Here is a 22,337-nt window from a genome sequence, read left to right as displayed (position 1 = left end):
TGGAAGGGCCATGGGTAGGCGGCAGGGGCACGCCATCCGGCTTAGCTTTTGCTTTTCAGCAGGCTCATCACAAAGCTGATGACGGCCATGATCACAAAGATGAAGAACAGAATCTTGGCGATGCCAACGGCACCTGAAGCGATCCCGCCAAAGCCAAAGATGGCCGCGACCAGGGCAATGATGAGAAAAACAACGGCGTAGTGCAGCATGGTGAGCCTCCTCGTTCGTAGTTGCTTGAATTCGTTGTGCTTTGAGACGAATCAGGGTTCCTACTGTAGGCGGCTTCGGCCGGGTGCCGTGCCAGTACCGGGGGAGGCTGCTTGTCAGTCCGGCGGGCGTGCTGCGTGTGGGGCCACGCCTACACCGGCAACTGGGTGACGGGCAGCAGCGCCCCCAAGCACCCCCAAAAAAAGCCACCCGCAGGTGGCATGAGGGGCTGGCCCGGGCACGGGCTCAGATCGCAGTTATGGTCTCGGCCGGGGTGGCGCCTGTGGGAATGATGGCCGACACGGTGGTGCCGGCACCCAGGGCCGAGTTGATGGTCAGGCGTCCGCCGGCCGCTTCCACGCGGTGGCGCATACCTGCCAGCCCATGGGAATTGGGGCGGATGCTGGCAAGGTCGAAGCCCTCGCCGTTGTCCTTGATCTGCACCGCCACATAGGTCGGGTATCGGTGCACCGTGACCTGGATCTGGCTGGCCTTGGCGTACTTGCCGATGTTGGTCAGCGACTCCTGCACTAGGCGGTAGATGGTCAGTTCGGTGGCCTCGGGCAGTTCCACGGCTTCGAAGATGGCCTCCACCTCGATGCCGCTGCGCTGGGCGAATTCGCTGGTCAGGATTTCCAGCGAGGTCGACAGCCCCAGGTTCGCCAGGGAGGAGGGGCGCAGGTCTTCCACGATCCGGCGCTTGAGCGCAATCCCGCTGTTGAGCGTCTCCGTCATGTGTTTGATGCGGTCGGCGATCTCGGGGTTGCCCATGTCGATGCGCGACTTCAGGCGTGCCACGTCCAGTTTGGCGGCCGTCAGCAAGGCGCCCAGTTCGTCGTGCAGCTCGCGGGCCAAGTGGCCGCGTTCGTCTTCACGCACCTGTTGCAGGTGGTTGGCCAATTCGGTCAGGGTGGCGGTGCGTTCGCGCACCAGGTTTTCCAGGCGTGAGCGCTCTTCGGACAGCAGGGCCTGTTCGCGCTTGTGCAGGCGGTCCACCATGTTGTTCTGGCGCAGGTACAGATAGAAAGCGAACAGACCGAACAGCGTGACCGTGGCCACGCCGATGCGCGCCATGATGAGCGAGCTGTTGATGTCCTGCTGGTAGCGACCGGCGCGCTCGGCCGTCAGCGTGTCGAGCTTGCGCGCGAGCTCGCGGATGTTGCTCATGTCCGTGTTGCCCATGTCGGTGAACATGACGAACTTCAGCGCATCGGCATTGCCTTCGCGGAACAGGCGCAGGCTCAGGTCCATCTCCGCGGTCTTGCGGCTGATGCTGTGCGACATGGGCACGAAAAATTCCATGCCCTGGGGCGTGGTTTCGATCAACTGGCGGATGCGCTGCAGGGTGCTGCTGATGTTCTGTATCGCTTCGTTGTAGGGCTTGAGGTAGTTTTCGTCGCTGGTCAGCAGGTAGCCGCGCAGGCCGGTTTCTGCATCCAGCATCTCCTTGGTCAGAGTGCTGAGTGCGGTGCGCGTGTCGTAGGCGTGGGCCAGGTTGCTCAGGGATTGGCTGGTTTGCTTGTTGCCATATTCACTGATGCCAATCATCAGGCAGGCGGCAAAAATCGCCACGGGCAGGCTGATTGCCATGCGGCGCAGTTGGGTCCATTTCACATTCAATCCTCCAGTTGATTGCGAGTTTGGTGCAGTTCTTCTGCATAATCAAGATGCTTTGAGACCAGTCAGTGCAAGGATTTGCAGGGAATCTGTTCTGTAGAAACCAAAAAGTTCAGGGCTTCGGCCCACAACATAGAGAGAGGCTTCGATGATCAAAGTAGGTATCGTGGATGACCATTCCATCGTACGGTCAGGTCTGCGCCAGTATTTGTCGGAACACGTGGACCTGCGCGTGGTCGGTGAGGCCAGCAATGGTCGTGAAGCGATCGACCTGGTGCGTCAGCAGGAAATCGATGTCCTGGTGATGGATCTGTCCATGCCCGGGCAAAGCGGCCTGGATGCCTTGGCCATGCTGCGCGCCAAGGCGCCGGACATGGGCATCCTGATCCTGAGTGGCTATCCGGAAGAGCACTACGCCATCAACCTGATCCGCCAGGGCGCCAGCGGTTACCTGAACAAGGAGTGCGAGCCCAAGGAAATCGCCGAGGCGATCCGCACCATTTCGCTGGGCCGCCGCTACCTGACGCCCACTGTGGCCGATCTGCTGGCCCAGCAGCTCAACCGCAAGGACGATGCGCCGCCCCACGAGCAACTGTCGGAGCGCGAGTTCCAGGTGTTCCTGAAGCTGGCCAAGGGCGAAACCGCTGGCGACATCGCCAAGTCGCTGTCGCTTAGCGTCAAGACCGTCAGCACCTACCGCACGCGCCTGATGGAGAAGATGGCGCTGTCGTCCAACAGCGATCTCACGTACTACGCCCTGAAGAACAAGCTGATCGATTGATCAGCGGCGTGGCCCGTCCCATCAAAAAAGCTGACCGAGGTCAGCTTTTTTTTTGTCCGGGGACCGGCAGGAGGTCACTGCATTTCCATGAAGTAGTCCAGCAGCGCATCGATCTCGTTGGACTTGTCGAAGATCGCATCCACACCCAGTTCCTTGCAGCGCTGGCGCACATCCAGGGTGGCGTAGTTGCTGAGCACCACCACACGTTGGTGGGGTTGCCGCTGCTGGCAGGCGGCCACCACCCCCAGCCCGCTGCCCTGGCGCAGAAACAGGTCGACGATGGCCAGATCCCACGCGTTGTGGGGATCGGTGAGCCAGGCCTTGCCTTCGGCCTCGGTCTCCGCGTACCCGACGGGCTGAACGTCCGTCAGTTCAAGCAACGTCTCAACCAGGTTCTCTCGGATGGTGGCGTTGTCTTCAACGAAAAAAGTACGTAATTTCACGGCAGGGAAATCTCTACAAGGGCGACACGGACAGCATGCAGCAAAGCAAAAGCCAATTCTGCGCCGTCTGGGTACACACCACTGTAGTCATAGTCCTACTTCTTGTTACAGCATACGGAGCAATCGGGGTTGCGGCTGGTGCGCATACGCGACCACTCCATGCTGCGGCCGTCCAGAATCAGTAATTTGCCTGTCAGACTTTCGCCAAAGTTGGCGATCAGTTTCAAGGCCTCGGCCGCCTGCATGCTGCCGATGATGCCGACCAGGGGGGCCAGCACACCCATGGTGGAGCACTGGACTTCCTCGAAGTCGGCCTCGGGCGCAAACAGGCAGGCGTAGCAGGGTGAGTCCTCGCGGCGTGGATCGAAGACGGTGATCTGGCCGTCCAGGCGGATGATGGCGCCCGCCACCAGGGGCACGCGGTGGCGCACGCAGGCGGCGTTGACGTCCTGGCGCGTGCGGTAGTTGTCGCAGCAGTCCAGCACCACCGTCGCCTGGGCCACCAGCTCGTCCAGCAGGGCCGCATCGGCGCGTTGCTGGATGCAGCGCACTTCGGTGTCGGGGTTGAGGTCGTGGATGGCCTGGGCCGCCGAGCTGGCCTTGGGCTGGCCCACGCGGGCCGTGGTGTGGGCGATCTGGCGCTGCAGGTTGGTCAGGTCCACGGTGTCGTGGTCAACCAGGGTGATGCGGCCCACGCCCGAGGCGGCCAGGTACAGGGCCGCGGGCGAGCCCAGCCCGCCGGCACCGATGATCAGTACGTGGGCGTCCAGCAGGGCCTGCTGGCCTTCGATGCCGACTTCGTCGAGCAGGATGTGGCGCGAATAGCGCAGGAGTTGGTCGTCGTTCATGGCGGGAGGGGCCGGCGCCGTGGTGCATCACCGCCGCGCCGCGGTGCTGGGGGCGGCTGCCGGCCATTCGGCGTGGCACGGCGATGAAAAAAGCCGGGACACAAGGCACCCGGCGTTCATGAAAACATGAGCTGGCAGCGTTGGATTTACAAGACTTTCAATGTGTTTCGACTTTGAAAGCCAGGCAGATCGCGCGCTGGCAGCTATGAAAAGCTTTATTCGTCCTTGTCCTTCTTCTCGGGTGGACGCTCGGTCAGGGTCTTGCTGACCTTGACGGGCTGGCCCTTGAGCTGGCTCAGCGCCTGTTGCAGCTGGAAGTCCTTGTCCGAGCCGAACTCGGGCAGGCGGCGCGCGGAAACGGGCTTTTTCGTGTCCTCTTCCAGGCGCTTGCGGGCTTCTTCGCGCAGCTTCTCGCGGGCAGCGGAGGCTTCGGCTTCGGCCGAGGCGTCGCCATTGCCCAGGTGCTTTTCCAGGTCGGCTTCGCGCATGCGCAGGGCGGCGTAGACATCGCCCTCGGCGGTTTCATCGACCATCACGTCGGGCACGATGCCCTTGGCCTGGATGGACTTGCCGCTGGGGGTGTAGTACAGCGCGGTGGTCAGCTTCAGGCCGGTGTCGGGACCCAGGGGGCGCACGGTCTGCACCGAGCCCTTGCCGAACGACTGGCTGCCCATGATGGTGGCACGCTTGTGGTCCTGCAGGGCGCCGGCCACGATCTCGCTGGCCGAGGCCGAGCCTTCGTTCACCAGCACCACCAGGGGCACCTTCTTCAGGGCGGCGGGTAGGCGCTTGAGCGGGTCGCCCTGGCCACGGCGCGCGTAGTACTCGGGCGCGGCCTTGAACACGGACTTGCTTTCTTCCAGCTGGCCGTCGGTGCTGACCACGGTCACGCCCTCGGGCAGGAAGGCGGCGGAGATGGCCACGGCCGCATCCAGCAGACCACCGGGGTCGTTGCGCAGGTCCAGCACCAGACCCTTGACGTTGGGGTCTTCCTTGTAGATCTCTTCGATCTTGCGCACGAAGTCGTCGACCGTGCGTTCCTGGAACTGGCTCAGGCGCACCCAGGCGTAACCGGGCTCGACCAGCTTGCCCTTGACGGACTGGGTCTTGATCTCTTCGCGCGTGATGGTCACGGGGAAGGTGCGGCTCTCGTCCTTGCGGAAGATGGTCAGCTGCACCTTGGTCTTGGGCTCGCCGCGCATGCGCTTGACGGCCTCGTTCAGGCTCAGGCCCTTGACGGCGGTGTCGTCGATCTTGGTGATCAGGTCGTTGGTCTTGAGGCCGGCGCGGTCGGCGGGCGAACCTTCGATGGGGGAGACGATCTTGATCAGACCGTCTTCCTGCGTGATCTCGATGCCCACACCGACGAAGCGGCCAGACGTGCCTTCACGGAATTCCTTGAAGGATTTCTTGTCGAAATACTGCGAGTGCGGATCCAGGCTGGACACCATGCCGGAGATGGCATCGGTGATCAGCTTCTTGTCGTCCACGGGCTCGACGTAGTCGGTCTTGATGATGCCGAACACCGCCGACAGCTGCTGGATTTCTTCCAGCGGCAGGGGCGAGATGCCACCGCGTGCAACGGTTTGCAGCGATACCGTGGTCAAGGCACCGGCCAGCACGCCGAGCGACACCCATCCAGCAATTTTGAGTTTTTGGCCCATAGACTCTTCTGTTACTTATCCGCTTGCACAATATACACGCCGCTGCCTGGCGGGTGAACGGGCGCCGGCCCAACCACCCGCAGGCAGGTAGGGTGTTACAACTTTCAGGCCTTGCCTTGGGCGGCCACGGCCGCGGCGGCCTTGGCGGCGGCTTCGGCGTCACCCAGGTAGTAGCTGCGGATGGGCTTGAGGTTGGCGTCCAGCTCGTACACCAGCGGGATGCCATTGGGGATGTTCACGCCCACGATGGCATCGTCGGCGATGTTGTCCAGGTACTTCACCAGCGCACGGATGGAGTTGCCGTGGGCGGCCAGCACGATGCGCTTGCCGGATTGGATCTGGGGCGCCAGGGTTTCGGTCCAGAACGGCACGACGCGCGCCACGGTGTCCTTCAGGCATTCGGTCAGGGGGATCTGCGCGGGCTGCAGGGCGGCGTAGCGGCGGTCGCTGCGCTCGCTGCGGGGGTCGGTGGCCTCCAGCGCGGGTGGGGGGGTGTCGTAGCTGCGGCGCCAGACCAGCACCTGCTCGTCGCCGTACTGCTTGGCCATGTCGGCCTTGTTCAGGCCTTGCAGGCCGCCGTAGTGGCGCTCGTTCAGGCGCCAGTCCTTGACCACGGGCAGCCAGGTGCAGTCCATCTCGTCCAGCGCGTACCACAGGGTGTGGATGGCGCGCTTGAGCACCGAGGTGTAGGCCAGGTCGAACTCGAAGCCTTCCGCCTTGAGCAGCTTGCCGGCCGACATGGCCTGCGAGACGCCGGTGGGCGTCAGGTCCACATCGGTCCAGCCGGTGAAGCGGTTTTCAAGGTTCCAGGTGGACTCACCGTGGCGGATCAGCACGAGCTTGTACATGGCGGCTTTCGAAGAAATACGGAGGGAAAAGTATCAGCCCGCTATTTTAGGCCGCACCACCGGCCTGTATGGCTTGGATTGTCCAGGGCGTTGGCTGTCGCTCTAGAATTGCGCACTTTGCCAACCTGAGGACTGACGTGACGTTCATTGTTGAAAACTGGTATCTGATTTTGCTGGCGGTGGTCTCTGGTGGCTTGCTGCTGGTGCCTGGCCTCAAGGGCGTGGGCGGTGGTTCGCTGCAGCCCAACGACGCCGTGGCCAAGATCAACCGCGAAAAAGCCGTGGTGGTGGACGTGCGCGAGCCCGAGGAATATGTGAAGGGCCACATCACCAACGCCAAGAACATCCCCCTGTCGCAGCTGGACGAGCGCCTGCCCCAGGTGGCCAAGAACAAGGCCGTGCCCGTGATCCTGGTGTGCGACAAGGGCGCGCGCGCCGTGCGCGCCGAAGGCCAGGCCAAGAAGCTGGGCTTCGAGAAGGCCCAGGCCCTGGCCGGTGGCATGAAGGCCTGGCGCGATGCCGGCCTGCCGGTGGATAAGGCCTAAGCCGGCTGGTTCTTTCCAGCTGTCCTACCATCAAGGGGTCCGCGAGGCCCCTTTTTCGTGGCCCCTGTTTCCAGACTGACAAGGATTTCCCCATGCAAGCCGTGAAGATGTACACCACCGCCGTCTGCCCCTACTGCGTGCGCGCCAAGCAGGTGCTCAAGTCCAAGGGGGTGGAACAGATCGAAGAAGTCCGCATCGACAGCGACCCCGCTGCGCGCGACCACATGATGCAGATCACCGGCCGCCGCACCGTGCCCCAGATTTTCATCGGCGAGACCCATGTCGGCGGCTGCGACGACCTGATCGCGCTGGACGCCAAGGGCGGACTGCTGCCCCTGCTCAACGCCTGAGGTCGTGGGTCGCAGCGCCGCGCTGCATAATGCCACCCCAAGTGCCCGCTGTCGCAGCCACTGCCAGCGGGCCTTTTTATGACCGACTGTTTTGCGTAGCAAGCGTAAGTAAGAAAGACCGAGACCATGTCCGAACAAGCAACGCCCGTCTTCCAGATCCAACGTGTCTATCTGAAGGACTTGTCCCTGGAGCAGCCCAATTCGCCCGCCATCCTGCTGCAGCAGGAACAGCCCAATGTCGACATCCAGCTGGGTGTGGAAGCCACGCCCGTGGCCGAAGGCCTGTTCGAAGTGGCCGTGACCGCCACCGTGCACACCAAGATCGAAGACAAGACCCTGTTCCTGGTGGAAGCCAAGCAGGCCGGCATCTTTGAAATCCGCAACATCCCCGAAGACCAGATGGGTGGCGTGATTGGCGTGGCCTGCCCCCAGATCATCTACCCCTACCTGCGCGGCAACGTCGCCGACGTGGTGACCCGCGCCGGCTTCCCGCCCGTGCACCTGGCGGAAATCAACTTCCAGGCCATGTACGAGCAGCAGAACGCCGCGGCCCAGGCCGACGGCACCGTGCAGTAAGCCCGGCTCCTGCGGCACCGCCTGCGGGCGTGCTACAAAAGAGGCCCCGCATGCGGGGTCTTTTTTATGCATTTTTTGGCCTTTAGGCCAATGGATACAAGCGCTTAAAGCTATGAATTTGATTGTGATTGGTGCCGGTGCCTGGGGCACGGCCCTGGCGATTGGCGCGGCCCGCCACACCGCCGGCCACCAGGTCACGCTGTGGGCGCGCAATGCGCAGCAGGTGCAGGAGATGCAGGCTGCGCGCAGCAACCCCCGCTACCTGCCGGACATGGCCTTCCCCGACGGGCTGCAGGTCAGCGCCGCGCCGCTGGCGCAGGCCGTGCAGGGCATGGACCTGGTCATCATCGCCACCCCCATGTCGGCGCTGCGCGGCACCCTGCAGGCCCTGGCCGCAGTCCAGGTGCGCGTGCCCGTGGCCTGGCTGTGCAAGGGCTTTGAGGCCGTGCCCGCCGGCCACCACGGTGTCGGCCTGATGCCGCACGAGGTGTGCGCCCAAGTGGCGCCGCAGCTGGCCAGCGGTGCGCTCAGCGGCCCCAGCTTTGCGCAGGAAGTGGCCCGCGGCCAGCCCACCTTGCTGGTGGCCGCCAGCCGCCACGCCACCGTGCGCCAGGCCCTGCTGGAGGCCTTCCACACCGGGCCGCTGCGCCTGTACGCCAACGAGGACATCGTCGGCGTGGAGGTTGGCGGGGCCGTGAAGAACGTGATGGCGATTGCCGCCGGCCTGTGCGACGGCCTGCACCTGGGCCTGAACGCCCGCGCCGCCCTGCTGACGCGCGGACTGGCCGAGATGACGCGCCTGGGCGTGGCCCTGGGCGCCAAGCCCGAGACCTTCATGGGCCTGAGCGGGCTGGGCGATCTGATGCTGACCGCCACGGGCGATCTGTCGCGCAACCGCAAGGTCGGCCTGCTGCTGGCACAAGGCCTGACGCTGGCGCAGGCCGTGGATTCGCTGGGCCACGTGGCCGAGGGCGTGTACAGCGCGCGCACCGTGGTGCAGCGCGCCCAGGCCGTGGGCGTGGAGATGCCGATTGCTGCCACGGTGGTGGAGTTGCTGGACGGCCACATCACCCCGCAGGCCGCGGTGCAACGCCTGATGGCGCGCGACCCCAAGCACGAAGGCCTTTAAGCCCCATCGGCCGCTGGCGCAGGTGCAGCCAGCGCCGGCAGCTATGCAATTTGCAAAAACAAAGGGAGCCGATCGGCTCCCTTTTTGGCGTGCGGCGCGTTGCGCGGCCAAGCGCTTTACAGGCCCAGCTCCAGGGCCAGCAGCTCGTCCACCGTCTGGCGGCGGCGGATCAGTCGCACCTGCGCGCCGTCGACCAGCACCTCGGCCGCCAGCGGGCGGGTGTTGTAGTTGCTGGACATGCTGGCGCCGTAGGCCCCGGTGTCGTGGATCACCAGCAGGTCGCCGACCTGCGCATCGCCCAGCGCGCGCGGCAGCACCACGCCGCCATCGCCCTGGGTGAAGACGTCGCCCGACTCGCACAGCGGGCCGGCCACCACGCTGTCGCGCACGGCGGGCAGCACGCCCACGCCGCGGCGCTGGAGGTGCATGCCGTGGTAGCTGCCGTACATGCTGGGACGCATCAGTTCGTTGAAACCGGTGTCGACCAGCACGAAGTGGTTGCTGCCCGCATCCTTGGTGGCGCGCACCGTGCCCAGCAGCACGCCGGATTCGGCCACCAGGAAGCGGCCGGGCTCCAGCTCCAGGGCCAACTGGTGACCGACGATGGCCTCGGCCTGCTTGCGCGCCGCGTTCCACAGACCGAAGTAGTGCTCGGTGTCGATGGTCGGGTCGCCGTCGCGGTAGGGGATGGACAGGCCGCCGCCGGCCGAGATGGCCTGCAGGTCGTGGCCGTGGTCCTTGGCCGACTTGACCAGGGCCACCATGGCGCCGCAGACCTCTTGCAGGTGGGCGTAGTCCACGCCCGAGCCGATGTGCATGTGCAGGCCGGCCAGGTGCAGGCCGTGCTGGGCGATGGCGTCCAGCGCAGCGTGCAGGTCGGTGTGCCAGATGCCGTGCTTGCTGTGCTCGCCGCCGGTGTTGGTCTTGTTGCTGTGGCCGTGGCCAAAGCCGGGGTTGATGCGCAGCCACACGTGGTGGCCGGGCGAGGCCGTGCCCAGCTGGTGCAGCATGTCGATGGAGCCGGCATTCACCGGCACCTGGTGCTCGACCACGGTGGCCAGGGTGGCGGCGTCCATCACGTCGGCGGTGAAGACGATGTCCGAGGGCTCGCCGCCGGCCACATAGCCGGCCGCCAGGGCGCGCAGGATTTCGCCGCGCGAGACCGCATCCACCTTCACGCCCTGTTCGCGCATCAGCTGCAGGATGTGGATGTTGGAGCAGGCCTTCTGCGCAAAGCGCACGGTGTCAAACGCCTGCAGCTGGGCGATGCGTGCACGGATCACCTGGGCGTCATAGACCCACAGCGGTGTGCCGTAGGTGTCGGCCAGGTTCCACAGTTGTTCGGGCGAGAAGGAGCAGGACATGGGGTTCTCAACTTTCAGAGCAGTCTGCGCAGGCTGCATCAGCACTGCACGGCAAAAACAGGCAGAAAGTCCGGGGGCGCCGTCTTCCTGCAGGCCTGCATGATGCGGGTGGTTAGTTATTTAGTCCAATGCTTGTTTGTGGGTGGGTAATTCATTCTGGATATGCTTAGGCCATGACCCCTCCCGCCCCCCCGGCCTTGCCCGAGCGCATCGGCCACCGCCACATCGAGGTCTTCCGCGCCCTCATGCTCACCGGCAGTGCCACCGGTGCGGCGCAGCTGCTGTGCACCTCGCAGCCCACCATCAGCCGCGAGCTGGCGCGGCTGGAGCAACTGCTGGGCTACGCCCTGTTCGAGCGTGCCCAGGGCCGGCTGCGCCCGCAGGCGCGTGCCCTGCGGCTGTGGGAGGAGGTGCAGCGCAGCTGGCAGGGGCTGGACCGGGTGGTGGAGCACGCCATGGCCCTGGGCCAGCCGCACCAGTCCAGCCTCAGCGTGCTGTGCCTGCCGGCCCTGAGCCACGCGCTGCTGCCCGGCGCCCTGGCGCGCCTGCATGCGGCCCACGGCCCGGTCGCCGTCAGCGTGGCCACACAGGAGGGGCCGCTGCTGCAGGAGTGGATGGCCGCCCAGCGCTTCGACCTGGGGCTGACCGAGCTGGGTGAGGCCCCGCCCGGCACGCGGGTGCTGTCCCTGCCGGCCATGGACGAGGTCGCCGTGCTGCCGGCCCGCCACCTGCTGGCGGCCCGGCCGGTGCTGGGTGTGCAGGACTTTGCCGGCCAGCCCTTCATCAGCCTGGCGCGCGACGATCCGTACCGGCTGCAGATCGACGCGGTGTTCGCCGCCGCGGGCGTGGAGCGCCAACTGCTGCTGGAAACCCACAGCGCCGTGGCCGTCTGCGCCCTGGTGCAGCGCGGCCTGGGCGTGGCCATCGTCAACCCGCTGACGGCCCGCGCTTGCGCGGGCGCTGACATGGTAGTCAGACCTTTGGAGTTTGCGATTGCCTTCCAGGTGCATATGCTGCTGCCATTGCACCGACCCACCGCACCCGAGGTGGACTGGCTGGTGCAGGCACTGGCACAGGAGGCGCAGCATGCTTTTTGAATTTGCCGATTCGGAAGTGGCCCAATGCACCTGGGCCGACGGGCGCCTGCAACTGCGGTTTTCGGCGGCCCGCATGATCGACGCCCAGGGCCTGGGCGCCGAGGGCGAGGAAGTCGTCTGGGCCCCGTTGCTGCTGACCCTGGAAGGGGTGGAGCCCTGGGAAGCCCAGGAGCCAGGTGCCAGCCTGGGGCGCTTGCGCCAGGGGGTGGTGCTGCACCACAGCCAGCGCATCCAGCGCCTGCCCGTGCCCTGCGAGTTGCAGGGCGTGGTCACCATGGAGCTGGAGTTCGACCAGGGCACCGTGCTGCACGCGCGCTGCCAGGGCCTGTCGCTGCACCCCCTGCAGGGCGCGGCGGTCGCGGCCTACCAGTGCTGATGCCACGGCCCCAGCGCCCGATCACGGGGGCGACTGCGCACGGGGCGCGAGCGCCTGGCCGACCCTGACGTCCTGCCTTGGCTGCCGGGCTGTCTGCGCTTGGCCTGTGTATTTCCGTTGAAACCCTCCCATGCGGCGCTGCGCGCCCGGCCTCAATCGCCCGGTGGCACCCGGCCCGCGGCCTGCAGGCGCTGGTGCAGGGCCATGGCCGCCTCGAAGGACTGCAGCAACTGCACCCAGGCCGGGTGCCCGGCCTCCCAGGCGTGCAGCCGGGCCAGTGCCAGGGCCGCGGCCTCGAAGCTGGACAGCTGGTCCGGGGCCTGCGCCTTGCGGATGGCGTAGCGCCCGGGCGGCAGGTCCTGCAGCGCCAGGCGCGGCAGCTGCTGCAGGCCGGGGTTGCGGTACAGCATCTTGCGGCTCTTGCGCCAGGTACCGTCCAGCACCACCAGCCGCAGCGCCTGCGGCTGCGCCAGCCAGTCCGGCGGCAGGGCAGGGGGCGGCTGCACGGGCAACTGCGGATCGGGCGGGGTCGGCGGGTACAGCAGCAGCGGCCGCACCACGGCGGCCGGCGCCTGGCCGGGCCAGGGCGCGTGCAGCAGGGCCTGCAGCGCGTCCGCGTCCCAGACTTCCCCCACCTCCAGGCGGCTGCCCGGCAGGCACAGGTGCAGCAGGCGCGCCGTGTTCTTGGCGTGCCCGGCTTCCTGGGGGTGCTGCAGCACCAGCACCTGCACGGCGCTGGCCACGGGCTGCACGCAGCCGCACAGGCAGGCGGCGGCAGGGCGCAGGCAGGCGGGGCACAGGGGGCGTGGGGGCATGGCAGGTCTCAAGCTTGATAGCGGTCTGCGCTGGTGGGGCAAGGGCGGAACCTCGATTTTGCTTGAAAGTCGGCCGCCACCTGCGGCGGCGGGGCATGGCTGCGGCCTGGCGTGGCTGGCTGCTGGAGGCCGGGCGCTGTCAAGCAGGAATTTCGCATGTACTAAGTTGGAAAACTTGTTTGGATACCGCTGTTTTGGTTTTTAGGATTGGCTTTCTTATATGTAAAACTGCATGAGAAAGCAGCCATGACTTCCCGATACGCACCCCCCGTCTCCCTGGTTTCCGACCGCTGGTCGCTCCCCCGGCGCCAATGGCTCCAGGGGCTGGCGGCCTGCGCCGGCGCGGCCCTGCTGCCGTCCTTGGCCGTGCCTGCCCAGGCGGCCACCACCGGCCGCATCCTGGTGGGTTTCGGTGCCGGTGGCGGCGGCGATCTGGTGGCCCGCCTGCTGGCCGATCGCCTGACCGAGCGCAGCCGCAAGGCCAGCAGCTACATCGTCGAGAACAAGCCCGGTGCCGCCGGAAAGCTGGCGGTGGATGCGCTGCGCCAGGCGCCGCCCGACGGCAGTACCTTGCTGCTGGCGCCGCTGGTGACACCGGTGCTGTCGCAGCTGGTGTTCCGCAACCCCGGCTATGACCCGGGCAAGGACATGAAGCCCGTGGGCCTGGTGGCGCACTTCCAGTTCGCCCTGGCGGTGCCTGCCAGCCACCCGGCCAAGGACATCCCCGGCTTCGTGGCCTGGCTCAAGGCCCACCCCAAGCTGGCGAACTACGGCAGCCCCAGCCAGGGCAGCCTGCCGCACTTCTTCGGCCTGCTGCTGGGCAAGGCCGCGGGCGTGGACTTCCTGCACGTGCCCTACAAGGGCGGCACCGCCATGATCAACGACCTGATCGGCGGCCAGCTCAGCGCCGGCATCAACACGGTGCAGGAGCTGCTCAAGCAGCACGAGGCCGGCAAGCTGCGGGTGCTGGGCGTGTTCTCCACGCACCGCGTGGAGCAACTGCCCCACGTGCCCACCTTTGCCGAATCTGGCTTCCCCGAGGTGCAGGGCAGCGGCTGGTACAGCCTGTGGACGACGGCCCGCACGCCGGACGCCACCATCCAGCGCCTGAACCAGGCCCTGGGCGAGGTGCTGCAGGAAAAGCCGGTGCAGCAGCTGATGCACGACTGGGTGCTGGAGCCGCAGCACAGCCAGCCCCACGAGCTGGAGCAGCTGCGCCAGGCCGACATCGCCAAGTGGCGCCCCATCCTGGCCGCCTCCGGCTTCGTGGCCGACTGAGCGCCGCCCGTCTTTTTTTGTGATCACTCTCTGCCGACCATGAGCACTGCCACCACCGCGCCCAACATCGTCTTCATCCTGGCTGACGACCTGGGCTATGCTGACCTGAGCGTCTACGGCCAGCGCAACTACACCACCCCGCACCTGGACCGGCTGGCCGGCGAAGGCGTGCGCTTCACCCAGGCCTATGCGAATTCGGCCGTCTGCTCGGCCACGCGGCTGGCGTTGATCACCGGCCGCTACCAGTACCGCCTGGCGGCGGGGCTGGAGGAACCCATTCCCAGCAATGCCGCGAACATCGGACTGCCGCCGGAGCACCCGACACTGCCCTCGCTGCTGAAGGCGGCGGGCTACGACACGGCGCTGATCGGCAAGTGGCACCTGGGCCGCCCGCCGGCCTTTGGCCCGCTGCACAGCGGCTACGACCGCTTCTTCGGCAACCTGGGCGGGGTGGTGGACTACTTCACCCACAAGAACGGCGTGGGCGACGACCTGGCGCCGGACCTGTACGAGGGCACGGTGCCGGTCGAACGCACGGGCTACTACACCTATGTGCTGGCCGACGAGGCCGAGAAGTACGTACGCGAACGGGCGACGCAAGCGAACCCCTTCTTCCTGTCGCTGCACTTCACGGCGCCGCACTGGCCCTGGGAAGGGCCGCACGACGAGGCAGTGTCGCGCCAGCTCAAGGACCTGTTCCACTATGACGGTGGCACGCAGCGCACCTATGGCGAGATCGTCCAGGCCCTGGACGCCGCCGTGGGCCAGGTGCTGCACGCGCTGGAGGCCACGGGCCAGGCCGAGAACACCATCGTCGTCTTCACCAGCGACAACGGCGGCGAGCGCTTTTCGGACACCTGGCCCTTCGTCGGCCAGAAGACCGAGCTGCTGGAAGGCGGCCTGCGCGTGCCCACCTTGCTGCGCTGGCCGGCGCGCCTGCAGCCCCAGGTGCAGACCCAGGTGACGGCCACCATGGACTGGCTGCCCACGCTGCTGGCCGCGGCCCAGGCCCCGGTGGATGGGCAGTACCCCAGTGACGGCGTGAACCTGCTGCCGGTGCTGCAGGGGCAGCAGCCCGTGCACCCGCGCCAGCTGTTCTGGCGCTACAAGTCGCAGTCGCAGCGGGCGCTGCGCGATGGGGACTGGAAGTACCTGAAGATCAACGAGCACGAATTCCTGTTCCACGTGGTGGACGACCCGCGCGAGCGCGCCAACCTGCGCGAGCGCCAGCCCGAGGTCTTTGCCCGCCTGAAGGCCGCGTGGGAGCTGCGCAACCAGGACTTTCTGGAGATCACCCCGCAGACCTTCACGCACGGCCTTACGCCCGACATCCAGGCCGACCGCTACGTGCCCAGCCGCCTGGCGCGGCACGTGCGCAAGTAGGCGGGCCACCTCCCCCGCGGGCGGGGCCAGGGCCTGCCCGCATCGCTGGTGCCGTCCACGGCGGCCGGCCGTATGGTGTCCGCCAAGTCGGCGGGCATGGGGTGGGGCACGCCGCTCCGCCGTCCCGGTGTGGGCCGGGCAGGGGCGCCGCCCAGGCGGCGGGTGCCTCTGCTGCCCGGCGTCGAGGCGTCACGGTTCGGCTCGGCGCATGAAAGTTGATAGCTGTCTGCGCAGGAATAGCAAGGGCTGCAGCCTGTTTGGTGGTGTATTTCCATGCCGGCGGCCGGGCCAGCAGCCGGGCCGCTATGCTTCGCCGCATGAGTGCGCATTTTTCGTTTCCGGCCCAGATCGATCTGGGCCAGCCCTTGCAGGGCGACACCGCCCGCCTGCAGGCCCGCTTGCAGGCCCCGTTGCGCGTGCTGCAGGCCCACCTCCTGGCCGAGGTGGGGCCGCTGCTGGAGCGGGTGGAACAGGCTGCGCGCGAGGGCCACTGGTGCGTGGGTGGCCTGCGCTATGAAGCCGCCAGCGGCCTGCGCCCCGAGCTGGACACGGCCCCGGCCGAGGAGGGCCCGCTGGCCTGGTTTGCCGTCTACCCCGCACCGCAGGCCGATGCCGCGCCCGCGCCTGCCGAGGCGGCCAGCCTGCCGACGCTGGACTGGCTGCCGGACCTGGACCGCGCCGCTTTCGCCGCCGGTCTGCAGGCCATCCATGCCGGCATTGCCACCGGCCAGTACTACCAGATCAACTACACCCAGCAACTGCGTGCCGAGGCCGCACGCCCTGTGGAGGGCGCGGCGCTGTTTGCCGCGCTGCAGCAGGCACAGCCCGGCGGCTATGCGCTGTACCTGGACATGGGCGGCGAGCAGGTGGCCTCGGTCTCGCCCGAGCTGTTTTTCGACTGGCACCAGCCCGCCACGGGCAGCGGCCCCATCCTGACCCGCCCGATGAAGGGCACGGCCGCGCGCGGCGCCACGCCGCAGCAGGATGCGGCCCAGGCGCAGCACCTGCAGACCGCGGCCAAGGAGCGGGCCGAGAACGTGATGATCGTGGACCTGCTGCGCAACGACCTGGGGCAGATCGCCGAGGTCGGCTCGGTCGAGGTGCCGCAGCTGTTTGCCGTGCAGGCCCTGCCCAGCGTCTGGCAGATGACCTCCGATGTGCGCGCCCGCCTGCCTCAGGGCACCGGCCTGCGCGAGGTGTTCACCGCGCTGTTCCCCTGCGGCTCGGTCACCGGGGCGCCCAAGCGCTCGGCCATGGCCGCCATCGCCCAGCTGGAGCCCGCGCCGCGTGGCTGGTACTGCGGCGCCCTGGGCGTGGTGCGGCCCGACGGGGCCGGCGGCCTCCGTGCCACCTTCAATGTGCCGATCCGCACGGTGGTGGTGCAGGGCCGTGCGCTGCGCTGCGGCATCGGCAGCGGCATCACCGCCGATGCCACCGAGCCCGGCGAATGGGCCGAGTGGCGCGCCAAGCGCGCCTTTGTGGAGCGCGTCAGCAGGGCGTTCGACCTGATCGAAACCCTGGCGCTGGAGGACGGGCGCTTTCGCCACCTGGGCCTGCACCTGCAGCGCATGCAGGCCGCGGCGGCGCACTTTGGCTATCCCTGGAGCGAGGCTGCCCTGCAGCTGACCCTGCAGCAGGTGCAGGACACCCACCCCAGTGGCCTGTGGCGCGTGCGCCTGCAACTGGGCCGCGATGGCCTGTATGCCAGCCAGGCCGTGGTCTGCCCGCCGTCACCGCCGCAGGCCTATCTGCAGCTGGCGCCCGAGCCGCTGGCCGAGGCGCACGGTGAATTCGTGCGCTTTAAGACCACGCGCCGCGCGCACTACGAGCGCTGGGCCCCCAAGGACACCCACATCTTTGACACCATCCTGTGGAACGAGGCCGGTGAAATCACCGAAGGCACGCGCGGCAATGTGGCCGCGTTGATCGACGGGCAGTGGGTCACGCCGGCACTGGCCTGCGGCCTGCTCAATGGCGTGGGCCGCCAGGTGGCACTGGCCGAGGGCCGGGTGGTGGAAGGTGTGATCCACCGTGACGACCTGCACCGGGTGCAGCAGTGGGCCTTCATCAACAGCCTGCGCGGCTGGGTGGTCTGCCAGATGGTGGGCACAGCCCCCGCGCGCTAGCCGGTCGGCGCTTGGGTGGCACCGGCCGGGTTGTGCCGGCCTACCTGCCGGAGCAACACGGGCCAGTTTTCAAGCGTTTTGGCCGTCCGGCGCTGATGCAGTCAGTGCAAAGTGCTTGGGTTTCGGTAGCGTGCAGGGCCCAATTCCGGGAGGGACCGGTGGTCGCCGGCCCTGGCGGTCACGCCCAATGCCCGCTGCATCCATCGCTGCATCCTGGTCAAGGCCAAGCCTGCAACAGGCGTAGGGCGCGTTCTCCGAAGGGCGCGAGCTCGCGCCCAGGCGCCCTTCCGGGATCAGCATCCACCGCAGCTGCGCAGCGCCACGGTTTGCATGGCGTCCGTAGGCAGCGCCCAGGCGGCCACGCCGCGCACCACATCACCGATCACCAGCACGCTGGGGCTGCCCAGGGCCTCGTCCGCCAGGGTGGTGGGCAATTGCGCCAGGGTGGTGATGGCATGGCGTTGTTGGGGCAGGCTGGCGTGCTGGATGATGGCCGCCGGGGTGTCGCCGGGCAGACCACCGGCCTGCAGTTCCTGCGCCATGTCGGCCGCGCCGCTGACGCCCATGTAGACCACCAGGGTCAGCTTGGCGGCCTGGGCCGTGGCGGCCAGCTGGCGCCAGTCGGTGCCGGCGTCGCCGGGCTTGGCGTGGCCGGTGATGAACACCACGCCGTGGGCGTGGTCGCGGTGGGTCAGCGGGGCGCCCAGGGCGGTCAGGCCGGCCAGGCCGGCGGTGATGCCGTTGATGACCTGCACCTCGACCCCAGCGGCACGCAGGTGTTCCACCTCTTCACCGCCCCGGCCAAAGATGAAGGGGTCGCCCCCCTTGAGGCGCACCACGTTCTCGCCCTCGCGCACGGCCAGCAGCATGAGTTTTTCGATGAAGGCCTGGGGCGTGCTCTTGCAGCCACCGCGCTTGCCCACGTCGATGATGCGGGCCGTGGGCGCGGCATGGGCGACGATGGCGGGCGACACCAGGTCGTCCACCAGCAGCACGGTGGCGGCCTGGATGGCTTTGAGGGCCTTGAGGGTCAGCAGCTCCGGATCGCCGGGGCCGGCCCCCACCAGGGTGCAGCGGCCCGTGGCGGGCAGGGTGAAGGTGGCATCGGTGCTCATGGCTGTTCTCCTGGGGGAATTTGGCGCGCCAGCTGGCAGATGTGCACGACCTGCCGGGCAATGGCCTCGGGGACAGGAAGGCTTCCTGCCAGCACCTGGCGCGTGTAGTCGGCGGTGCTGGCCACGTCGATGGCGGTGGGCAGGCCGTCGATCTGGCTGGCCGTGCCGGGCTGCTGCTCGTCCAGCACCTGGTGCACGCCGGCCACAAAGCCGTCGTAGCGCGGCAGGCGGCGCGGGTCGGCCACGACCTCGCCCTCCAGCCCGCGCGACAGCAGGGCGTACAGGCCCAGGCCCTCGCAGGTGGCCCGCAGCGTGTCCAGGTACTCGGGGTGGGTGTAGCTGCTGACGATCAGGGCCGGACCGGCGCAGGGGTTCATCAGCTTGACCACGCTGTGGCCCGGGTTGCGCAGACCGATGACGGCGCGCGTGGCCAGCAGGCGGGCCAGCCCGGGGTGCAGCAGGTCGGTGGCGATGTGGGCCACCTGACCGGGCGCCACGGCGCCGGGCGTGGTCTGGGCCGCCATGCCCAGGGCCTCGAGCACGTCCGAGGCCAGCACGCGCCGGGCCTCGGTGCGCATGCCGTGCAGCAGCACGGGCAGGCCTTCGCGTGCCAGCAGCAGGGCCAGCAGCGGTGTGAGCACCGGCAGCCGCCGCGCGCCGTTGTAGCTGGGCAGCACCACCACGGGCTGGGGGCCGGCCGGCACGGCATGCAGGCGGGCGTGCACGGCATCCAGGAAGCCGCACATCTCCTCGGCGGTCTCACCCTTGATGCGCATGGCGATGCAGAAGGCGCCGACCTCCAGGTCGCTGACCTGGCCGTCCAGCACCTGGCCGAACAGGTCCAGGGCCTGGTGGCGGTCCAGGGCCTTGGCGCCACGCGCGCCGCGGCCGATTTCCTTGAGGTAGTGGCTGATGGGCATGGCAAGACCTCCGTTCAGGCGCTGTGGGCCGCGTGCTGCTGCACCATCTGGCGCAGCCGGGGCAGGCAGGAGCCGCATTCGGTGCCGCAGCGCAGCGTGTCCTGCAATTGGGGCACGGAGTGCAGGCCGCTGTCCAGGGCCTGGGTGATGGCCTGTTCGTTCACGCCCAGGCAGGTGCAGACCAGGGCGGCGGGCGCGGCGGGCAGGCCCTGGGCGGGGGGCGCCTGGGGGCGCAGCAGGGCGTGACCCGGCAGGGACAGCGGCTGCGCACTGTGCAGCAGCGGCAGCAGCCAGTGCCCGGCATCGGAGGGGCCGCACAGCACCAGGGCCTGCAGCCAGGTTTGCTGCTGCGCATGCTGCAGCACCAGGCTGCGGCGGTGCTGGCGCTGGGCGTCGGCATAGCGCAGCACCTCGGCACCTTCCAGGCCCAGCAGGGCATGGACCTGCTGTACCAGGGCCGCATCGGGCGGCGTGGCGCTGGCTGCGCGCAGCAGCACCCCCTGGCGTGCGGGGCTGCTGGGCGCACCGGGCGCGGCAAACGGCACGCAGCTGGCAAAGTCCCACTGCGGCAGCAGGGCCGCCAGGGCCTGGCGCACGGCCAGCAGGCGCTCCTCGGGCAGCCAGGCCGCGGCCAGCAATTGCCAGGGCAGCTCCACCGCCTGCACGCTGACGGCGGCGTGCTTGAGTTCCGGTTGCTTGGACTGGGGGCAGAACGCCGGCGTGGTCACGGCGTTCACACCGCCCACGGCCTGGCCGTCACGGCTGCGCCCGCCCAGGTATTCGCTGCCCCAGTGCATGGGCAGGTAGACCTGGGACAGGCCCAGGCCAGCATCGGCCTGCACCGGCACGACCAGCTGGCCGTGGCGGCTGCGCACGGCGACCAGCTGGCCGGGCTGCAGGCGCTGGCGCTCCATGTCCTGCGGGTGCATCTGCAGCGCGGGCTCGGGCGCATGGGCCATCAGGCGGGCCAGCTGGCCGGTGCGGCTCATGCCATGCCACTGGTCGCGCAGGCGGCCGGTGTTCAGGCTGAAGGGAAAGCGCGCGCTGCGCGGTTCGGCCACGGGCTGCCAGGGCTGGGCGGCAAAGCGGGCGCGGCCGTCGGCCGTGGGGAAGACGCCCTCGGCATACAGGCGGGCCTGGCCTTGCTGCACGCCTTCGGGCAGCGGCCACTGCTGCGGGCCTGCGCGGTCCAGCAGTGCCCAGGACAGGCCGGTGATGTCCAGATCGCGCCCACGGGTGCTGGCGCGGTGTTCGTTCCAGATCTGCTCGGCGCCTGCCGCAGCGTTGTCGGTGTCATAGGCAAACAGGCTGTGTTGGCCGGAGCGCAGGCGGGCCTCCAGGCGCTGGGCGATCTGCGTGGCAATCTGCCAGTCGTGCCGGGCCTGGCCCAGCGGGGGCACGGCGGCGCGCACGCGGGAGATGCGGCGTTCGCTGTTGGTGACGGTGCCCAGCTTCTCGCCCCAGGTGGTGGCGGGCAGCAGCAGGTCGGCGTAGGCGGCGGTGGCCGTGGTGGAGAAGGCGTCCTGCAGGATCACGAATTCCGTGCGCTGCAGCGCGCGGCGCACGGTGGCCTGGTCCGGCAGGCTGTGGGCCGGGTTGGTGCAGGCGATCCACAGGGTCTTGATCTGGCCGTCGGCCGCGGCCTCGAACAGTTCGATGGCGGTCTTGCCGGGCTGGGCAGGCACATCGTCCACGCCCCACAGCGCGGCCACCTCGGCCCGGTGGGCGGGGTTGGCCAGGTCGCGGTGGGCGCTGAGCAGGTTGGCCATGCCACCCACTTCGCGCCCGCCCATGGCATTGGGCTGGCCGGTCAGCGACAGCGGGCCGGCGCCCGGCTTGCCGATCTGGCCCGTGGCCAGGTGCAGATTGATCAGCGCGGCGTTCTTGGCCGTGCCGCTGCTGCTCTGGTTCAGGCCCTGGCAGTACAGGCTGAGCGTGGGCGCGCGCTGGTTTGCGCTGGCCGTACCGCCCAGTGCAAACCAGCGGGCGGCTTGCAGCACATCCTGCATGTCCAGGCCGCAGTCGCGCGCCACACGCTCGGGCGTGGCTTCGCGCACCAGGGCCTTGAGGGCGTCGAAGCCGCGGGTGTGGCGTTCGATGTAGGCGCTGTCGATCCAGCCTTCCCACAGCATGGCGTGCAGCATGCCGTGGAACAGGCGCACATCGCTGCCGGGCTGCAGGGGCAGGAACAGGTCGGCGATCTCGGCGGTCTCGGTGCGGCGCGGGTCGGCGACGATGATCTTGAGCGCCGGGTTGGCGGCCTTGGCGTCCTCGATGCGCCGAAACAGCACGGGGTGGGCCCAGGCCGTGTTGCTGCCGGTGATGAACAGGCAGCCCGCGTGCTGCAGGTCGTCGTAGCAGGCCGGGGGCGCGTCGGCCCCCAGCGTGGCCTTGTAGCCGGCGACGGCGCTGCTCATGCACAGGCGCGAGTTGGTGTCCAGGTTGTTGGTGCCCAGCAGGCCCTTGGTCAGCTTGTTGAAGACGTAGTAGTCCTCGGTCAGCAACTGGCCGCTGGCGTAGACGGCCACGGCGTCCGGGCCGTGCTGCTGCACGGTGTCGGCGATGCGGGTGGCGGCGAGATGAAGCGCCGCCTCCCAGTCGATGGCATGCGGCGCCGCGCCGCGCTGGGCGCGCTGCAGCGGCTGCAGCAAGCGGGTCTGCGGGGCCAGCGCAGCAGCGGCGGTCAGGTGCAGGCTGTTGCCCTTGCTGCACAGGCGGCCGAAGTTGGCGGGGTGGTCCGGGTCGCCGCGCACGCCGGTGATCTGCGCCCCCTCGGACTGGATGATCACGCCGCAGCCGACGCCGCAGTACGGGCAGGTGGAACGGGTTTCGGTCATGGCGAGAATTTCCAGTGT

At 68.2% G+C, this 22,337-nt stretch carries 21 protein-coding genes; 10 read left to right on the top strand and 11 right to left on the bottom strand.

The genetic code is table 11. The features are described 5' to 3' along the window. Positions 1–41: 41 nt before the first annotated feature. Both KAQ61_RS12405 and KAQ61_RS12400 read right to left on the bottom strand, forming a co-directional pair. Positions 42–209: a DUF1328 domain-containing protein gene (locus KAQ61_RS12405; protein ID WP_042419538.1), complete on the bottom strand. Its 168-nt coding sequence runs from the start codon at positions 207–209 to the stop codon at positions 42–44. Between the two features lie 244 nt (positions 210–453). After that, complete coding sequence (locus tag KAQ61_RS12400; protein ID WP_210929358.1) at positions 454–1,821, bottom strand: sensor histidine kinase; 1,368 nt, start codon at positions 1,819–1,821, stop codon at positions 454–456. 151 nt (positions 1,822–1,972) lie between these two features. On the opposite strand from KAQ61_RS12400, the gene KAQ61_RS12395 reads away from it, so the two are divergent. After that, positions 1,973–2,605, top strand: a complete 633-nt coding sequence (locus KAQ61_RS12395; protein ID WP_043381301.1) for a response regulator — start codon at positions 1,973–1,975, stop codon at positions 2,603–2,605. A 74-nt stretch (positions 2,606–2,679) separates the two neighbouring features. Here the strand turns inward: KAQ61_RS12395 and KAQ61_RS12390 are convergent, their stop codons facing one another. The 4 genes from KAQ61_RS12390 to gpmA form a co-directional block, all read right to left on the bottom strand. After that, positions 2,680–3,048, bottom strand: a complete 369-nt coding sequence (locus KAQ61_RS12390; RefSeq protein WP_042416807.1) for a response regulator — start codon at positions 3,046–3,048, stop codon at positions 2,680–2,682. Positions 3,049–3,143: 95 nt separating this feature from the next. After that, positions 3,144–3,896, bottom strand: coding sequence for a HesA/MoeB/ThiF family protein (locus KAQ61_RS12385; RefSeq protein ID WP_210929357.1), 753 nt, complete (start codon positions 3,894–3,896; stop codon positions 3,144–3,146). A 215-nt stretch (positions 3,897–4,111) separates the two neighbouring features. After that, entirely contained in the window at positions 4,112–5,560 is a 1,449-nt protein-coding gene (locus tag KAQ61_RS12380) for a S41 family peptidase (RefSeq protein WP_210929356.1), read from the bottom strand. Positions 5,561–5,664: 104 nt separating this feature from the next. Beyond that, positions 5,665–6,408 (bottom strand): 2,3-diphosphoglycerate-dependent phosphoglycerate mutase, encoded by a 744-nt coding sequence (gene gpmA / locus KAQ61_RS12375; protein WP_210929355.1) that lies wholly within the window; start codon positions 6,406–6,408, stop codon positions 5,665–5,667. 137 nt (positions 6,409–6,545) lie between these two features. On the opposite strand from gpmA, the gene KAQ61_RS12370 reads away from it, so the two are divergent. From KAQ61_RS12370 to KAQ61_RS12355, 4 genes are all read left to right on the top strand, one after another. Next, positions 6,546–6,953, top strand: a complete 408-nt coding sequence (locus KAQ61_RS12370; protein ID WP_210929354.1) for a rhodanese-like domain-containing protein — start codon at positions 6,546–6,548, stop codon at positions 6,951–6,953. A 92-nt stretch (positions 6,954–7,045) separates the two neighbouring features. Beyond that, a complete protein-coding gene (gene grxC, locus KAQ61_RS12365) occupies positions 7,046–7,303 on the top strand; it encodes a glutaredoxin 3 (RefSeq protein ID WP_210929353.1) in 258 nt (85 codons plus the stop codon). Positions 7,304–7,429: 126 nt separating this feature from the next. Then, complete coding sequence (secB, locus tag KAQ61_RS12360) at positions 7,430–7,879, top strand: protein-export chaperone SecB (RefSeq protein ID WP_210929352.1); 450 nt, start codon at positions 7,430–7,432, stop codon at positions 7,877–7,879. Between the two features lie 112 nt (positions 7,880–7,991). Further along, positions 7,992–9,008, top strand: coding sequence for an NAD(P)H-dependent glycerol-3-phosphate dehydrogenase (locus tag KAQ61_RS12355; protein ID WP_210929351.1), 1,017 nt, complete (start codon positions 7,992–7,994; stop codon positions 9,006–9,008). A 116-nt stretch (positions 9,009–9,124) separates the two neighbouring features. Here the strand turns inward: KAQ61_RS12355 and lysA are convergent, their stop codons facing one another. Then, the gene (gene lysA / locus KAQ61_RS12350; RefSeq protein WP_210929350.1) at positions 9,125–10,372 is read right to left on the bottom strand and encodes a diaminopimelate decarboxylase; all 1,248 of its coding nucleotides are present in this window, start codon (positions 10,370–10,372) and stop codon (positions 9,125–9,127) included. Between the two features lie 173 nt (positions 10,373–10,545). On the opposite strand from lysA, the gene KAQ61_RS12345 reads away from it, so the two are divergent. Continuing rightward, complete coding sequence (locus KAQ61_RS12345) at positions 10,546–11,469, top strand: LysR family transcriptional regulator (protein WP_210929349.1); 924 nt, start codon at positions 10,546–10,548, stop codon at positions 11,467–11,469. Further along, positions 11,459–11,845 carry a hypothetical protein gene (locus KAQ61_RS12340; protein WP_210929348.1) on the top strand — a complete coding sequence of 129 codons (387 nt, stop codon included), beginning with the start codon at positions 11,459–11,461 and terminating at the stop codon, positions 11,843–11,845. The genes KAQ61_RS12345 and KAQ61_RS12340 overlap by 11 nt, the downstream gene beginning before the upstream one ends. A gap of 152 nt (positions 11,846–11,997) precedes the next feature. Here KAQ61_RS12340 and KAQ61_RS12335 read toward each other — a convergent pair whose 3' ends face one another. After that, a complete protein-coding gene (locus KAQ61_RS12335; RefSeq protein ID WP_210929347.1) occupies positions 11,998–12,660 on the bottom strand; it encodes a tRNA-uridine aminocarboxypropyltransferase in 663 nt (220 codons plus the stop codon). A gap of 246 nt (positions 12,661–12,906) precedes the next feature. On the opposite strand from KAQ61_RS12335, the gene KAQ61_RS12330 reads away from it, so the two are divergent. From KAQ61_RS12330 to KAQ61_RS12320, 3 genes are all read left to right on the top strand, one after another. Further along, positions 12,907–13,938 (top strand): tripartite tricarboxylate transporter substrate-binding protein, encoded by a 1,032-nt coding sequence (locus tag KAQ61_RS12330; protein ID WP_210929346.1) that lies wholly within the window; start codon positions 12,907–12,909, stop codon positions 13,936–13,938. Between the two features lie 39 nt (positions 13,939–13,977). Then, a complete protein-coding gene (locus KAQ61_RS12325; RefSeq protein ID WP_045266316.1) occupies positions 13,978–15,321 on the top strand; it encodes a sulfatase family protein in 1,344 nt (447 codons plus the stop codon). 317 nt (positions 15,322–15,638) lie between these two features. Next, positions 15,639–17,447, top strand: coding sequence for a chorismate-binding protein (locus tag KAQ61_RS12320; RefSeq protein WP_210929345.1), 1,809 nt, complete (start codon positions 15,639–15,641; stop codon positions 17,445–17,447). Between the two features lie 293 nt (positions 17,448–17,740). Here KAQ61_RS12320 and cobA read toward each other — a convergent pair whose 3' ends face one another. The 3 genes from cobA to KAQ61_RS12305 are packed head-to-tail and all read right to left on the bottom strand — an operon-like array spanning position 17,741 to position 22,319. After that, positions 17,741–18,562, bottom strand: coding sequence for a uroporphyrinogen-III C-methyltransferase (cobA, locus tag KAQ61_RS12315; protein WP_210929344.1), 822 nt, complete (start codon positions 18,560–18,562; stop codon positions 17,741–17,743). Next, complete coding sequence (ybiB, locus tag KAQ61_RS12310) at positions 18,559–19,482, bottom strand: DNA-binding protein YbiB (protein ID WP_210929343.1); 924 nt, start codon at positions 19,480–19,482, stop codon at positions 18,559–18,561. The genes cobA and ybiB overlap by 4 nt, the downstream gene beginning before the upstream one ends. Positions 19,483–19,496: 14 nt before the next feature. Continuing rightward, entirely contained in the window at positions 19,497–22,319 is a 2,823-nt protein-coding gene (locus KAQ61_RS12305; protein WP_210929342.1) for a nitrate reductase, read from the bottom strand. Positions 22,320–22,337 lie beyond the last annotated feature (18 nt).

The sequence above is a fragment of the Comamonas aquatica genome, from assembly GCF_018064205.1.
Taxonomy (GTDB): Bacteria; Pseudomonadota; Gammaproteobacteria; order Burkholderiales; family Burkholderiaceae_C; genus Comamonas; species Comamonas aquatica.
Note: the sequence above shows the minus strand (reverse complement) of the source record. Positions and strands in the feature narration are given on the sequence as shown.

Excerpts from the sequence above, each read along its gene's own strand:
- KAQ61_RS12405 (WP_042419538.1), bottom strand. The coding sequence starts at position 209 with ATGCTGCACTACGCCGTTGTTTTTCTCATCATTGCCCTGGTCGCGGCC.
- KAQ61_RS12395 (WP_043381301.1), top strand. The coding sequence starts at position 1,973 with ATGATCAAAGTAGGTATCGTGGATGACCATTCCATCGTACGGTCAGGT.
- KAQ61_RS12385 (WP_210929357.1), bottom strand. The coding sequence starts at position 3,896 with ATGAACGACGACCAACTCCTGCGCTATTCGCGCCACATCCTGCTCGAC.
- KAQ61_RS12380 (WP_210929356.1), bottom strand. The coding sequence starts at position 5,560 with ATGGGCCAAAAACTCAAAATTGCTGGATGGGTGTCGCTCGGCGTGCTG.
- gpmA (WP_210929355.1), bottom strand. The coding sequence starts at position 6,408 with ATGTACAAGCTCGTGCTGATCCGCCACGGTGAGTCCACCTGGAACCTT.
- grxC (WP_210929353.1), top strand. The coding sequence starts at position 7,046 with ATGCAAGCCGTGAAGATGTACACCACCGCCGTCTGCCCCTACTGCGTG.
- secB (WP_210929352.1), top strand. The coding sequence starts at position 7,430 with ATGTCCGAACAAGCAACGCCCGTCTTCCAGATCCAACGTGTCTATCTG.
- KAQ61_RS12355 (WP_210929351.1), top strand. The coding sequence starts at position 7,992 with ATGAATTTGATTGTGATTGGTGCCGGTGCCTGGGGCACGGCCCTGGCG.
- lysA (WP_210929350.1), bottom strand. The coding sequence starts at position 10,372 with ATGTCCTGCTCCTTCTCGCCCGAACAACTGTGGAACCTGGCCGACACC.
- KAQ61_RS12345 (WP_210929349.1), top strand. The coding sequence starts at position 10,546 with ATGACCCCTCCCGCCCCCCCGGCCTTGCCCGAGCGCATCGGCCACCGC.
- KAQ61_RS12340 (WP_210929348.1), top strand. The coding sequence starts at position 11,459 with ATGCTTTTTGAATTTGCCGATTCGGAAGTGGCCCAATGCACCTGGGCC.
- KAQ61_RS12335 (WP_210929347.1), bottom strand. The coding sequence starts at position 12,660 with ATGCCCCCACGCCCCCTGTGCCCCGCCTGCCTGCGCCCTGCCGCCGCC.
- KAQ61_RS12330 (WP_210929346.1), top strand. The coding sequence starts at position 12,907 with ATGACTTCCCGATACGCACCCCCCGTCTCCCTGGTTTCCGACCGCTGG.
- KAQ61_RS12325 (WP_045266316.1), top strand. The coding sequence starts at position 13,978 with ATGAGCACTGCCACCACCGCGCCCAACATCGTCTTCATCCTGGCTGAC.
- KAQ61_RS12320 (WP_210929345.1), top strand. The coding sequence starts at position 15,639 with ATGAGTGCGCATTTTTCGTTTCCGGCCCAGATCGATCTGGGCCAGCCC.
- cobA (WP_210929344.1), bottom strand. The coding sequence starts at position 18,562 with ATGAGCACCGATGCCACCTTCACCCTGCCCGCCACGGGCCGCTGCACC.
- ybiB (WP_210929343.1), bottom strand. The coding sequence starts at position 19,482 with ATGCCCATCAGCCACTACCTCAAGGAAATCGGCCGCGGCGCGCGTGGC.
- KAQ61_RS12305 (WP_210929342.1), bottom strand. The coding sequence starts at position 22,319 with ATGACCGAAACCCGTTCCACCTGCCCGTACTGCGGCGTCGGCTGCGGC.